Annotated in this window: 12 protein-coding genes and 1 pseudogene; 11 read left to right on the top strand and 2 right to left on the bottom strand. The window is 68.4% G+C overall.

The features are described 5' to 3' along the window. The first annotated feature begins 7 nt into the window (after positions 1-7). The 8 genes and pseudogenes from murC (at position 8) to ABD210_RS26245 (ending at position 7,492) form a co-directional block, all read left to right on the top strand. Positions 8-1,447, top strand: a complete 1,440-nt coding sequence (gene murC, locus ABD210_RS26280; protein WP_344114791.1) for a UDP-N-acetylmuramate--L-alanine ligase — start codon at positions 8-10, stop codon at positions 1,445-1,447. Positions 1,448-1,468: 21 nt separating this feature from the next. Next, positions 1,469-2,209 (top strand): cell division protein FtsQ/DivIB, encoded by a 741-nt coding sequence (locus ABD210_RS26275; protein ID WP_344114789.1) that lies wholly within the window; start codon positions 1,469-1,471, stop codon positions 2,207-2,209. Positions 2,210-2,433: 224 nt separating this feature from the next. Beyond that, a pseudogene (ftsZ, locus tag ABD210_RS26270) lies at positions 2,434-3,636 on the top strand (cell division protein FtsZ); the annotation flags it as partial. A 513-nt stretch (positions 3,637-4,149) separates the two neighbouring features. Further along, positions 4,150-4,881 carry a peptidoglycan editing factor PgeF gene (gene pgeF, locus ABD210_RS26265; protein WP_344114788.1) on the top strand — a complete coding sequence of 244 codons (732 nt, stop codon included), beginning with the start codon at positions 4,150-4,152 and terminating at the stop codon, positions 4,879-4,881. Next, complete coding sequence (locus tag ABD210_RS26260; protein ID WP_344114787.1) at positions 4,878-5,588, top strand: YggS family pyridoxal phosphate-dependent enzyme; 711 nt, start codon at positions 4,878-4,880, stop codon at positions 5,586-5,588. The genes pgeF and ABD210_RS26260 overlap by 4 nt, the downstream gene beginning before the upstream one ends. Before the next feature lie 71 nt (positions 5,589-5,659). Then, positions 5,660-6,181 (top strand): cell division protein SepF, encoded by a 522-nt coding sequence (locus ABD210_RS26255; protein WP_344114786.1) that lies wholly within the window; start codon positions 5,660-5,662, stop codon positions 6,179-6,181. Between the two features lie 37 nt (positions 6,182-6,218). Beyond that, positions 6,219-6,524 (top strand): YggT family protein, encoded by a 306-nt coding sequence (locus ABD210_RS26250; protein WP_344114784.1) that lies wholly within the window; start codon positions 6,219-6,221, stop codon positions 6,522-6,524. 197 nt (positions 6,525-6,721) lie between these two features. Continuing rightward, positions 6,722-7,492, top strand: coding sequence for a DivIVA domain-containing protein (locus ABD210_RS26245; RefSeq protein WP_270130925.1), 771 nt, complete (start codon positions 6,722-6,724; stop codon positions 7,490-7,492). 143 nt (positions 7,493-7,635) lie between these two features. Here the strand turns inward: ABD210_RS26245 and ileS are convergent, their stop codons facing one another. After that, positions 7,636-10,818: an isoleucine--tRNA ligase gene (ileS, locus tag ABD210_RS26240; protein WP_344114783.1), complete on the bottom strand. Its 3,183-nt coding sequence runs from the start codon at positions 10,816-10,818 to the stop codon at positions 7,636-7,638. 329 nt (positions 10,819-11,147) lie between these two features. On the opposite strand from ileS, the gene ABD210_RS26235 reads away from it, so the two are divergent. Then, positions 11,148-11,423 carry a DUF167 domain-containing protein gene (locus tag ABD210_RS26235; protein WP_344114781.1) on the top strand — a complete coding sequence of 92 codons (276 nt, stop codon included), beginning with the start codon at positions 11,148-11,150 and terminating at the stop codon, positions 11,421-11,423. A 161-nt stretch (positions 11,424-11,584) separates the two neighbouring features. On the opposite strand, the gene ABD210_RS26230 is transcribed toward ABD210_RS26235, so the two are convergent. Beyond that, positions 11,585-11,746, bottom strand: a complete 162-nt coding sequence (locus tag ABD210_RS26230; RefSeq protein ID WP_344114779.1) for a hypothetical protein — start codon at positions 11,744-11,746, stop codon at positions 11,585-11,587. On the opposite strand from ABD210_RS26230, the gene ABD210_RS26225 reads away from it, so the two are divergent. Both ABD210_RS26225 and lspA read left to right on the top strand, forming a co-directional pair. Further along, positions 11,745-12,200 carry a TraR/DksA family transcriptional regulator gene (locus tag ABD210_RS26225; protein WP_344114778.1) on the top strand — a complete coding sequence of 152 codons (456 nt, stop codon included), beginning with the start codon at positions 11,745-11,747 and terminating at the stop codon, positions 12,198-12,200. The two genes, ABD210_RS26230 and ABD210_RS26225, sit on opposite strands and share 2 nt — an antisense overlap. Further along, complete coding sequence (lspA, locus tag ABD210_RS26220; protein ID WP_344114777.1) at positions 12,173-12,973, top strand: signal peptidase II; 801 nt, start codon at positions 12,173-12,175, stop codon at positions 12,971-12,973. The genes ABD210_RS26225 and lspA overlap by 28 nt, the downstream gene beginning before the upstream one ends. Positions 12,974-12,991 lie beyond the last annotated feature (18 nt).

Raw genomic sequence — 12,991 nt, 5'->3', positions numbered from 1 at the left:
TCGTCCAATGATTGTTTCAGGCCCTGACACTAACTTCCCCGCGGAGAAGCTGGGCAGGGTGCACTTCGTAGGGATCGGCGGGGCCGGTATGTCCGGGATCGCCCGGATCATGGCGTCCCGCGGCATCGAGGTGTCCGGCTCCGACGCCAAGGACGGCACCGTGCTGGCGGCGCTCCGCGCTCTCGGTGCCACCTGCTGGGTCGGTCATGCCGCCGAGCAGGTGGCCGAGGCGGACACCGTCGTGGTGTCCACCGCGATCCGCGAGACCAACCCCGAGGTGGTCGCCGCCCGCGAGGCGGGGATCCCGATCCTGCCGCGCGCTGCCGCGCTCGCCTCGGTGATGGTGGGCCGACGGACCTTGGCTGTCGCCGGGACCCACGGCAAGACCACCACCACCTCGATGCTGACGGTCGCGCTGCAGCACTGCGGCGTGGACCCGTCGTACGCGATCGGTGGCAACCTGAACGAGTCCGGCTCGAATGCCCACGACGGCAACGGCGACCTGTTCGTCGCGGAGGCGGACGAGTCCGACAAGTCGTTCCTGACGTATGGCCCCGAGGTGTCGATCGTCACGTCGGTGGAGCCGGACCACCTGGACAACTACGGCGACGAGGCGAGCTACCGGCTCGCCTTCGAGGAGTTCTGCGACCGCGTCCTGCCCGGCGGGTTCATGGTGATCTGCTACGACGACCCGGGCGCGCGCCGGCTGGCGGAGTTCGCCCGCAACCGCGGCATCGACGTCCGCACGTACGGCGAGTCCGCGGACGCGGACACCCGGGTCACCGAGATCACCGCGACCGGGGCGACGCAGTCCTTCGTGCCGGTGTTCCGCGGCCGGAAGTTGCCGGTCGTCCACCTTCAGCAGGCCGGTAAGCACAACGCGCTGAACGCATCGGCCGCGCTGACCGTCGGACTCGGTCTGGGCTTCTCCGGTGCGGATCTGGCCGAGGGGCTCGCGTCCTTCACCGGCACCGGCCGGCGGTTCGAGTTCAAGGGCCAGGAGGACGGCGTCCGGGTCTTCGACTCCTACGCGCACCACCCGACCGAGCTGGCGGTGGACCTGACCGCGGCCCGGCAGGTGGCGGGGGAGGGGCGCGTGATCGCGTGTTTCCAGCCGCATCTGTTCAGCCGGACGCGGATCTTCGCGACCCAGTTCTCCGAGGCGCTCGCGCTGGCGGACGAGGTCGTGGTGATGGACGTGTTCGCGGCCCGCGAGGACCCCGAGCCCGGCGTCACCGGAGCCCTGATCGCCAACCACGTGCCGCTCAAGCCCGACCAGGTCCGGTTCGAGCCGTCCTGGTCGGCGGTGCCCCGGGTGGTCGCGGATCTCGCCGTACCGGGTGATCTGGTGGTCACGCTGGGTGCGGGCGACGTGACCCTGATCGGCCCCGAGGTGGTCGGCCTGCTGGCCGAGCGGGCGGCACTGAACGCCGCGATGATCGAGTGACCCGAGGGTGGGCTTGAGCCGATGAGTCAGAGCACTGACCTGGCCCGGGCACAGCAGCGGTTCGCGCGCCGGCAACGGTTGGTGCGGTGGCGCGGCTGGTTGCCCTGGGCGGTCGGCGGCTTCGTGGTGCTGCTCGGCGGGCTGACGGTGTGGATCTTCTACTTCTCGTCGGTGCTGGCGGTGACGGGCGTCAAGGTGACCGGGATCGATACGGTGCCTGAGGCAACGATCAGGCAGGCGGCGGCCGCCCCGATCGGTACGCCGTTGGCGAAGGTCGACCTGACGGCCATCGCGGACCGGGTCCGCACGGTCCAGGCCGTCGCCGACGCGCAGGTGACCAGGGCGTGGCCGAACCAGCTGGTGATCGTGGTCACCGAGCGGGTGCCGGTCGTCGTGGTGACGGACGGCACCAACTTCGAACTGGTCGACGCGACCGGGGTTTCCTTCAAGAGCGTGCCGACCAGACCCGAGGGGTTGCCCGAGGCTTTGGTGGTCGGCGCCCGGCGGGACGTCACGATCCGTTCCGTGGTGACGGTTTCGGCAGCACTGCCGGTCGCCTTGCGCGGCGAGGTGGCGTCGATCTCGGCGGCCTCGCCGGACTCGATCACCCTCAACCTCGGGTCGGGGGTGAAGGTCGTCTGGGGTAGCTCCGATGACAGTGCGCGCAAGGCCGAAGTACTCAGCGTGCTGATGCGCCGGAAAGCCAAGGTCTACGACGTGTCCGCGCCCGATCTTCCTGTCACCAAAGGCGAAAAGAAGTGACGAGTTACATCCGGAGACACGGCGGCGAGGCGCGTGGACATTGCCGGATCGACTCCGTAGCGTCGTGCGTAATCTAAAGTTGACATAACTCTAACCATCCACTTGAGGTTCAGGCTTTTCCGTGCCGGACAACGGGGATCGGTGTACGGAAGGGTCCGGGAGCAGGCGCAGCTCGGGCGGCCAACTGGCCATAACGGGAACAGAACGAGGCGAGAGGCGCGGACGTGGCGGCACCGCAGAACTACCTGGCACTCATCAAGGTCGTCGGCATCGGCGGAGGCGGCGTCAATGCCGTGAACCGGATGATCGAGCACGGTCTGAAGGGCGTTGAGTTCATCGCCATCAACACCGACGCGCAGGCGCTGTTGATGAGCGACGCGGACGTCAAGCTCGACATCGGCCGCGAGGAGACCCGCGGCCTCGGTGCGGGTGCGAATCCGGCCATCGGCCAGAAGGCCGCCGAGGACCACTCGGAGGAGATCGAGGAGGCGCTCAAGGGTGCCGACATGGTCTTCGTCACCGCGGGCGAGGGCGGTGGCACCGGCACCGGTGGTGCGCCGGTGGTGTCCCGGATCGCCCGCTCCCTCGGGGCGCTGACCATCGGTGTGGTGACCCGGCCGTTCTCGTTCGAGGGCAAGCGCCGGGCGACCCAGGCGGAGGACGGCATCGCCGCCCTCCGTGAAGAAGTCGACACCCTGATAGTCATTCCGAATGATCGCCTCCTGACCATCTCCGACCGGGCGGTGTCCGTGCTGGACGCCTTCAAGCAGGCCGACCAGGTGCTGCTGCAGGGTGTCTCCGGCATCACCGACCTGATCACCACGCCCGGCCTGATCAACGTGGACTTCGCCGACGTGAAGGCGGTCATGTCCAACGCAGGCTCCGCGCTGATGGGCATCGGCTCGTCCCGCGGTGAGGACCGCGCGGTCGCCGCGGCCGAGGCGGCCATCTCCTCGCCGTTGCTGGAGGCAAGCATCGAGGGCGCGCACGGCGTGCTGCTGTCGATCGCGGGTGGCTCCGACCTCGGCCTGTTCGAGATCAACGAGGCCGCTCAGCTGGTCTCGGAGTCCGCGCACACCGACGCGAACATCATCTTCGGCGCGGTCATCGACGACGCCCTCGGCGACGAGGTCCGGGTCACGGTGATCGCGGCCGGTTTCGACGGCGGGATGCCCAAGCGGCGCGAGCAGGCGATGAACCAAGCCCGCCCGCAGACCCGCCCGGGCAGCGACGTGGCAACGCCCGGCGCGTCGCGGCAGGCCATACCCGCACCGGACGCAGGCGGCTACGCCAACCCTCCGGTCACGCAGCAGCCGCCTTACAGCACCGGAGTTCCGCAGCAGCCCCAGTCGCAGCAGCCCGTTGCCGGTCAGCCTGTCGGCGGCGCACCTGTCCAGGCGGCACCGGTTCAGGGTGCACCGGTTCAGGGTGCACCGGGTCAGGGCGCACAGGGTCAGGGTGGGGCGCAGGGGGTTCAGCCCCCGGCCGGGACTCCGATGACGGATGACACCGTGCCGGTGCCGACCACCGACCAGGGTCGTCCGGGTGGAGGCACCACCCACTCGGCGCGTCCGCAGACAGGTGAGCCGGTCCGCACCGCGCACCAGCCGTCCAGCCAGCCGCCGGTCCCGGCATCCCCTGCGCCGACGCACGCCTGGCCGACCCAGGGCCCGAGCAACTCGCCCGCGTCGCAGCCCGCTGCGCCCCAGCGCCAGCCCCGCAGGCCCGACAATGACGACGACGACCTGGACATCCCCGACTTCCTGAAGTGAGTCGGGCCAACCCCGGCGGATGATGTCCGGGGTGCGCTCTGAGCAGAGCAGCACGCTGCCCCCGCCGACCGTGAGGCCGCGATACCGCTCGGCTGGCAACGGCGGGCCGTGAACGAGGAAGCGCGGGCGGCTCTCGAGCTCGTTGCCGTCGCTGGATAGCCTTTGGGCGTGTTCGGTTATGACGAGGTTCTCGACGGTGTCCGCTTCGCCTTCACCGATCGGTTCGGGGGAGCCAGCCAACCGCCGTACGGCGAACTGAATCTCGGCAGCGCGGCGGGGGACGAGGCAGCGGCGATCGCGGAGAACTTCCGCCGCGTCTCCGCCGAGTTCGAGGTCGAGCCGGACGCGGTGGTGCGGGTCAGCCAGGTGCATGGGCGCGACGTCCACGTGGTTGGCGCCGGGGACGAGCTGCCCCAGAAGCCGATGCCGCGTGCGGATGCCTTGGTGACCACCCGGACAGATGTCGCCCTCTGCGTTCGCGCGGCGGATTGTCTGCCGGTTCTGCTGGCCGATCCGGTCAACGGTGTGATCGGCGCCGCCCATTCCGGACGACGCGGACTGTACGCCGGCGTCGTACCGGCTGCGGTGGAGGCGATGCGCGAGCTCGGGGCCGGGCGGATCACCGCTGTGCTCGGGCCGTATGCCTGCGGCGAGTGCTACGAAGTCCCCGCGGAGATGCGGGCGGAAGTCGCCGAGCGCGCGCCCGCGTCGTACGCCGAGACGAGCTGGGGGACGCCGTCGATCGACGTGGCGGCAGGAGTTGCCGCCCAGTTGGCCGAGCTGGATTGCGACGTGATCGACGTGACGAGCTGCACGATCGAGTCGGAGGCCCTGTACTCGTATCGACGCGAGGGACCCGTGAGTGGACGGATGGCCGGCCTGGTCAGGCTGGTCCGGTGATCCGCGAGGACGAACTGCGGGACAACCTGCAGAAAGTGCGCGAGCGGATCCAGACGGCCTGTGTGGCGGCTGGAAGGCCCGAGGATGCCGTCACCCTGGTGGCGATCACCAAAACCTTCCCAGTCAGCGACGTGCACGCTCTGGCGGCGCTGGGAGTGCGTGAGGTGGGGGAGAACCGCGAGCAGGAGCTGCGGGTGAAAGCTCCCGAGTGCCCGGAGGTCGTGTGGCACTTCGTCGGGCAACTGCAGTCGAACAAGGCGCGCTCTGTGGTTCGACACGCCCAGGTGGTGCATTCGGTGGATCGGTCGTCACTGGTCTCGGCCTTGTCCAGGGCGGCCGTGGACGAAGGCCGCGTACTACGGTGCCTGCTGCAGGTGAGCTTGGCCTCGTTCGGATCGGCCGAGGCGGCTACCGGAAGGAGCCGGGGCGGGGTTGCGCCGGCCGACGTACCGGCTCTTGCCGCGGAGGTGGCGGCGGCGGACGGGCTGGAACTGGGCGGGCTGATGGCCGTCGCGCCGTTGGGCTCCGACCCCGACCAAGCGTTCGCGGGACTCGAGTCGGTAGCCTCCCGGCTACGCTCCGAACATGCCGGCGCGGACTGGATCTCCGCGGGGATGTCCGGTGATCTGGAGGCCGCGATCAGGCATGGAGCGACACACGTTCGCCTCGGGCGCGCATTACTCGGTACGCGTCCTCCTCTGGGCTAGTGTCGACATCGAGCAGAGTTTCGACTCGCTCTCGTTGACGTAACAAGACCGGACCGAGGGGCTGGAGGGCCATGAGCGGCGCGTTGCGCAAGATGGGTGTGTACCTCGGCTTGGTCGAGGACGGCGAGCGCTACAACGCGCGCTATGACGACGAGTACGACGACGGCTACGAGGAGTACGAGGACGAGGCCGTCGACGGGGAGTCCCACGAATCCAACGCGCCCGAGCCGGCGCCGGTTCGCGACGAACAGGTCGGCACGGTCAGCAAGTTCCCAGATCGGCGTGGAGTCTCACCTTCCCCGGAGGTTACCGAGTTGGCCCGCATCACCACCGTGCACCCGCGCAGCTACAACGAGGCGCGCGTGATCGGTGAGCACTTCCGCGACGGCACGCCCGTCATCATGAACCTGACCGAGATGGACCACGCGGACGCCAAGCGGCTGGTGGACTTCGCGGCCGGCCTGATCTTCTGCTGCCGTGGCTCGATCGAGCGGATCACCACGAAGGTCTTCCTGGTGTGCCCGCCGAACGTGACCGTGGCCGCCGAGGAGAAGGAGAAGATCGCCGCGGACGGGTTCTACAACCAGAGCTGAGGCCCGGTTTCGCCGGTCTTCTACACTCATCGTTGACATGGTTGCTCTCGTGCTGGTCCTCAGTGTTCTCAGCTGGGTGTTGCTCGCCTTCTTCCTGATGTTGGTGGCGCGCTTCGTGCTCAGTCTGATCGTCATGTTCGCGCCGCAGTGGCACCCGAAAGGGCCGCTCCTGTTGCTGTTCGAGCTGATCTACTCGGTCACCGACCCGTTCCTGCGGCCGCTGCGGCGGATCCTGCCGCCGATCGGAGCCGGTGGCATCCGGATCGACCTGTCCATGCTGATGTTGTTCGTGCTCGTCACGTTGGCGATGTCGATCAACTCGACCGCGATCAACTCGCTGTGATCGCGGCGTGAGACGGTGATCACGAGCGTGAGGACGGGACCAGCTGGGTAAGACCAGACCGGACATCGGGGCAGCCGAGCACCGTTATCGCCCGCCCGGATTCCGTCAGAACACAACGAAGCGATAACGTGATCTACTGAGTCGCCGAGGTCAAGGCCACGGGGACTCCGCCAAGACACAGACAAACGAGGTGAAAGATGCCGCTGACGCCGGATGACGTCCGCTCGAAGCAGTTCACGCCCGTCCGATTGCGGGAGGGCTACGACGTCACAGAGGTCGACTCCTTCCTCGACGAGGTGGAGGCCGAGCTCGAGCGACTTCTCGCCGAGAACGAGGAGCTCCGCGCCAAGCTAGCGGCGGCCCAGCGCGCCGGAAGCGGGCAGGACCGCCCGGTGGTCGACCAGACCGCCGCGCTGCCGCCCGTGGTGCAGCAGCCGAAGCCGGCCCCAGTCGTTGTCGAGAAGCCGGAGGAGAAGCCGCCGCCAGTCGTCGCTCCCCCTGTAGCGGCCGCGGGGGCTGCTGCGGCAGCAGGAACCGTCGGCGACGCGTCCAGCTCGGCCGTGCGGCTGCTGGAGATGGCGACCAAGCACTCCGACGACCTGGTCCAGGAGGCGAAGGACACCGCCGACAAGATCATCGGCGAGGCCCGCGCGAAGGCCGAGCGACTGGAGAACGAGGCTCGCGGCAAGGCCGACCGGATGACCGGCGAGGCCCGTGCTCGCGCCGAGAAGCTGGACGGCGAGATCGCCGAGCGCCGCGCCCAGATGCTGGGCACGCTGGAGAAGCAGAAGGGTCAGCTCGAGCGCACCATCGATGACCTGCACGCTTACGAGCGTGAGTACCGCAGCCGGTTGAAGACGTACTTCACCGAGCAGCTGAAGGCACTCGGCAACGGCGATGACACGCTGAGCCCGCGCAACGGCTTCCGCCCGGAGGCCCGCGCCCAGGCTCACGGCCACGGCGTCTAAAAACCACAGACTCAGAGGCGGTGCTAATCCGGCAGCACCGCCTCTTCGTCATGTCCGGACAAAATTGACGGACAGTGGTCCCCCGATGACGTTGCGTCCGAAGGACCCGGGGTCAGACCCCACGGTCCTTCGGACGCAAGGATTCAGGCCTTCGTCAGCCAGTAGGTGAGGCCGAGGTCGGGGTCGGTGCCGGTGGCAAGGTTGTCGGTTGCCGAGGGCTCCGACTGGGTCAGCGAGGTGGCGAGGACCTCGCGGGCGATCTCGTCGGCATGCTTGCCGAGGGCATCGGCGAGTTCACCGTCCGTCGCGCTCAACCAGACGGTGATGCGGTCCGACACCTCCAGACCCGCGTTCTTGCGGGCCTCCTGAAGGGTCCGGACCACCTCGCGGGCCAGGCCGGCCCGCCTGAGCTCCGGGGTCACCTCCAGGTCGAGCGCCACCGTCTCACCCTGCTCGTTCACCACGGACCAGCCCTCGCGCGGGCGCTCCGACAGCAGCACCTCGTCAGAGCCGACCTCGACGTTCTCGCCGTCGACCACCACGGTCGCCGTACCGGTGGCCTTGATCGACGCGGCCAGTTCGGCGGCGTCGGCGGCGGCGATCGCGCCGGCGACCACCGGCGTCTGCTTGGCGAAGCGCTTGCCGAGCTCGCGGAAGTTGCCCTTGGCGGAGTACTCGACCAGGTCCGCGCCTGCCGAGGAGAGCGGTTCGACCGAGCCCACGTTCAGCTCATCGGCGATCTCCTTCAGCAGTTCGTCGTCCAGGTCCGCGATCGCCGCGGAGCCCACCAGCGCGCGGCCGAGCGGCTGCCGGGTCCGGACCTTCGCCTCGGCCCGGGCCGACCGGCCCAGCTCGACGACGCGCCGGGCCATCGACACGTGCACCGCGAGGGTGTCGTCGATCAACGACTCGTCGTACTGCGGGAACGTGGTCAGGTGGACCGACTCGGCCAGGTCGGGCGTGACCGGGCGGAACACGTCCTGCCAGACCCGCTCGGTCACGAACGGCGTGAGCGGCGCCATCAGCCGGGTCAGCACCTCCAGGGTCTCGTGCAACGTGGCCAGCGCACCCGCGTCGCCCGCCCAGAACCGACGGCGCGAGCGGCGTACGTACCAGTTGGAGAGCACGTCGATGAACTGACTGATGACCGAGCCGAGCTTCTGCGTGTCGTAGTTGGTGTAGGCCTCGTCCGTGTCCCGGACCAGCCGGTGCGTCTCGCTGACCAGCCAGCGGTCCAGCACCGAGCGCTCAGCGACCGGCGGCGCCTCGGCCGTCGGGTCCCAGTCGGCCAGCCGTGCGTAGAGCGAGTGGAAGGCGACCGTGTTCCAGTACGTCAGCAGCACCTTGCGAACGATCTCGTTCAGCACGGTCGGCCCGATACCGCGCGCCTTCCACGGCGAGCCGGAGCAGGCCATGAACCAGCGCACCGCGTCAGCGCTGTAGGTCTCCAGCAGCGGGATCGGCTCGAGGATGTTGCCCAGGTGCTTGGACATCTTCCGGCCGTCCTCGGCCATGATGTGCCCGAGGCAGACGACGGTCCGGTACGACGACTCGTCGAACACCAGCGTGCCGATCGCCATCAGCGTGTAGAACCAGCCGCGGGTCTGGTCGATCGCCTCGGAGATGAAGTCGGCCGGGTAGGCCCGCTCGAACTTCTCCTTGGACCCCTCGACCCACGGGTAACCCCACTGCGCGAACGGCATCGAGCCGGAGTCGTACCAGGCGTCGATCACCTCGGCGACCCGGCGCGACTCCTCGCCGCAGGTCGGGCAGGCGAAGGTGATGTCGTCGACGAACGGGCGGTGCGGATCCGTCGAGCTCACGTCCCGGCCGGCCAGGTCGCTGAGTTCGGCGAGTGAGCCGACGCAGACCTGGTGGTCCTCGGCGCAGCGCCAGATCGGCAGCGGAGTACCCCAGTAGCGTGACCGGGAGACCGCCCAGTCGATGTTGTTGCGCAGCCAGTCGCCGTACCGGCCCCACTTCACCGACTCGGGGATCCAGTTGGTCTTCTCGTTCTCGCGAAGCAGCGCGTCCTTCACCTGGGTGGTGCGGATGTACCAGGACGGCAGCGCGTAGTACATGACCGGCGTGTGGCAGCGCCAGCAGTGCGGGTACGGGTGCTCGTAGGGCACGTGCTTGAACAGGACGCCTCGCGCGGCGAGATCCTTGACCAGGTCCTCGTCGGCCTTCTTGAAGAACTGCCCACCCACCAGCCCCACGTCGGTCGCGAACCGCCCGTCGGGCTCGACCGGGTTCACCACCGGCAGGTTGTAGGCCCTGGCCACCTGGAGGTCGTCCGCGCCGAACGCGGGGGACTGGTGAACCAGACCGGTGCCGTCCTCGGTGGTCACATACTCGGCCAGTACGACGTAGTGCGCCGGCTCGGGGAACTCCACCAGCTCGAACGGGCGCTGGTAGGTCCAGTACTCCATCTCGCGACCGGTGAACCGCTCGGTGATGGTCCAGCCCTCGCCCAGAACGCTGCTGAACAGCGGCTCGGCCACCACCAGCGACTCGTTGCCGTCGGTTGCGACCACATAGTCGACGTCGGGGTGCACCGCGACGGCGGTGTTGGAGACCAGCGTCCACGGGGTGGTCGTCCAGACCAGCAACGACACAGGCCTGCCCGCGCCGTCGGCCAGTGGCCCGGAGGTCAGCGGGAACCGCACATAGACCGAGGGGTCGACCACGGTCTCGTAGCCCTGGGCCAGCTCGTGGTCGGACAGGCCGGTGCCGCAGCGCGGGCAGTACGGCGTGATCCGGTAGTCCTCGACCAGCAGACCCTTCTCGTGGATCTGCTTCAGCGACCACCAGACCGACTCGATGTACTGCGGGTCCATGGTCCGGTAAGGGTGTTCCAGATCGACCCAGTAACCCATCCGGGTGGTCAGCTCGGCGAAGGCGTCGACGTGCCGCAGTACGGACTCGCGGCACTTCGCGTTGAACTCCGCGATGCCGTAGGCCTCGATGTCCTTCTTGCCGTTGAAGCCGAGCTCCTTCTCCACCGCGACCTCGACCGGAAGGCCGTGGCAGTCCCAGCCGGCCTTGCGCTCGACCCAGTGCCCCTTCATCGTTCGGTAGCGGGGGAACACGTCCTTGAAGACGCGGGCCTCGATGTGGTGGGTGCCGGGCATGCCGTTCGCGGTCGGCGGCCCCTCGTAGAAGGTCCAGGGTTCGCCGCCGGCCGACTGTTCGAGGCTCTTGGCGAAGGTGTCCTGCCCGTCCCAGAGCTGGAGCACCTCGCGCTCGATCGCGGGCAGGTCGACCTGCGCCGGGACCTGCTTCCACGGTGTCTTAGCGGTTGGCGTGCTGGAGTTGTCCGCCATCTGTTCGTCCTTCGTCGCCGAGCCTGTCGCTTGCTGACGAAGGGACGAGGCGCCGGCGCTGTCGCCGGGCTCCGCGGTACCACCCTCCTTGGTGAGCCTGACCGGATGATTTCGCCCTACCGCCCCGGTCAAGGGGTCACCCACTTCGTTTCGCTCCGCTGCCGGTTCTACTGAGTCCTGACGGACCGTTCTTCCGGCGGCTCCGGGGTGATGGCCCCATCACTGCCTTGCGGTGACAAGTCTGAAGTGTACGACTTCGTTCCACTGCACTACGAATCGTTAATGGCGGTTAATGGGGGTTAGTGGGGTGGTCAAGGGAGAATTCCTCCGTGAGAATTCTGGTGCGGGTGAAGCCGGGGGCTTCCAGAACGCAGGTCGGCGGCCGGTACAACGGTCCGTCCGGGGCGGCGCTGGTGGTCGCGGTGGCGGCCCGCGCGGTCGAGGGACAGGCAACGAAGGCTGTCCTGGTGGCGGTGGCGGACGCGCTGGGGGTCAGACGCTCGGCGATCACGCTGGTGCATGGGACAACCAGCCGCGACAAGCTGCTGGAGGTGGTCGGTGATGAGGCCGAGATCGGGTCGAAGCTGAAGCAACTGCTTGCGTGAATGGTGTCCGAAATATGGCCGTGACGCGCGGAACATCGAGTGGGCTTGAAGAACCGACTACCGTATGTCCACGGTCTGCGCGTCGGGCTGGCACGTGGCCTCCACGTGACCTACTGTCTTGCGACCAGTCCACTTCAGTCCCCGACGAAGGCAGGGGGTAGTCAGACAATGGCTACATCGGCTCCGAAGAAGTCCGCCCCCCAGCGATCCGCCGCGGCCGAGAAAAGTGCCGCCAAAAACGCCGCGAAGTCCACCGAGCCGGCCAAGAAGGCACCGGCGAAGAAGAGCCCTGCCAAGCAGACATCGACGAAGAGGGTGGCCATGAAGACGAACGAGAACCGCGCCCCGGCGACGGCGCCGGCCAAGGCGCCCGTGAAGAAGGCAGAGACCCTCACGGTCAAGGAAGGTGAGACTCCCTGGACCGCCGCGGAGATGGAAGAGCTGCGCGGTGAGCTGGAGGCCGACGCGGTGCACCTGAAGGAGGAGATCCGCGGCGCCGAGCAGGAGATCGTCGGACTGCTCCGCGACGGTGGCGACGGAGCCGGCAACGACCAGGCCGACGTCGGCTCGACCACGCTCGAGCGCGACCACGAGATGTCGCTGGCGAACAACGCCCGGGACATGCTGGACCAGATCGAGCGGGCGCTGTCCCGGATCGACGACGGCACCTACGGCGTCTGCGAGAGCTGCGGCAAGGCGATCGGCAAGGGGCGGTTGCAGGCGTTCCCGCGTGCGACACTGTGCGTGTCATGCAAAGAACGCGAAGAACGCCGCTGAACGAACCAGAGCCGTCCCGCCTGCCAGGGGACGAGTCAGCTGAAGACCTGACGGAACCGGCCGACCTCGAGTCGGCCGGTTCTCCGTCGTCTCAAGACACTCCCGCCGCCTCCGCTCCCGCGCCGGGGTCCGACTCCGCCGGGACCGATTCGGCTCACAGCGGCACGGCCGAGGGTGTCACGGGTGAGGCGGTGGCCGAGCGGCCGCGGGCGCGGCGGCTCGTGTTGCTGTTCGCCGGCGTCGGGCTGGTGGTGCTCGGGCTGGACCAGTTGACCAAGGCGCTGGCGCTGCAGCATCTGACCCCGGGTGAGCCGGTGAACGTGATCGGTTCGTTGCTCAAGTTCAACCTGATCCGCAATCCGGGCGCCGCCTTCAGCCTCGGTACCAGCTACACCCCGGTGATCAGCGCGATCCAGATCATCGTCGCGGTCGGCGTGGTCTGGCTGTCCCGCAAGCTCGGCTCGGTCGGCTGGGCAGTCGCCTTCGGCTTCCTGTTCGGCGGCGCGGTCGGCAACATCACCGACCGCATCTTCCGCGAGCCGTCGCCGTTCCACGGCCACGTGGTGGACTTCCTGCAGACGCCGCACTGGGCGATCTTCAATGTCGCCGACATGGCTGTCACTTCCGCGGCCGCATTGCTGGTGATCCAGACCCTGCGAGGCGTCCACCTGGACGGCACCAAGGACAGCACGAAAGGCGCTGCCAAGAAAGCCGCACAGGACAGTGCTGGAGACGGCAGCGAAGACGGCGCGCGGGGGCGGGCGGAGAAGTGAGCGGCGATTCGCGGACGG

This window comes from Kribbella alba (assembly GCF_039529635.1).
Lineage (GTDB): Bacteria > Actinomycetota > Actinomycetes > Propionibacteriales > Kribbellaceae > Kribbella > Kribbella alba.
This window is presented reverse-complemented; position numbering and strand designations above follow the sequence as displayed.

Bases quoted from the DNA above. Each gene is read 5' to 3' on its own strand.
- murC (WP_344114791.1), top strand. From the start codon at position 8: ATGATTGTTTCAGGCCCTGACACTAACTTCCCCGCGGAGAAGCTGGGC.
- ABD210_RS26275 (WP_344114789.1), top strand. From the start codon at position 1,469: ATGAGTCAGAGCACTGACCTGGCCCGGGCACAGCAGCGGTTCGCGCGC.
- ABD210_RS26255 (WP_344114786.1), top strand. From the start codon at position 5,660: ATGAGCGGCGCGTTGCGCAAGATGGGTGTGTACCTCGGCTTGGTCGAG.
- ABD210_RS26250 (WP_344114784.1), top strand. From the start codon at position 6,219: ATGGTTGCTCTCGTGCTGGTCCTCAGTGTTCTCAGCTGGGTGTTGCTC.
- ABD210_RS26245 (WP_270130925.1), top strand. From the start codon at position 6,722: ATGCCGCTGACGCCGGATGACGTCCGCTCGAAGCAGTTCACGCCCGTC.
- ileS (WP_344114783.1), bottom strand. From the start codon at position 10,818: ATGGCGGACAACTCCAGCACGCCAACCGCTAAGACACCGTGGAAGCAG.
- ABD210_RS26225 (WP_344114778.1), top strand. From the start codon at position 11,745: ATGAAGACGAACGAGAACCGCGCCCCGGCGACGGCGCCGGCCAAGGCG.
- ABD210_RS26230 (WP_344114779.1), bottom strand. From the start codon at position 11,746: ATGGCCACCCTCTTCGTCGATGTCTGCTTGGCAGGGCTCTTCTTCGCC.
- lspA (WP_344114777.1), top strand. From the start codon at position 12,173: ATGCAAAGAACGCGAAGAACGCCGCTGAACGAACCAGAGCCGTCCCGC.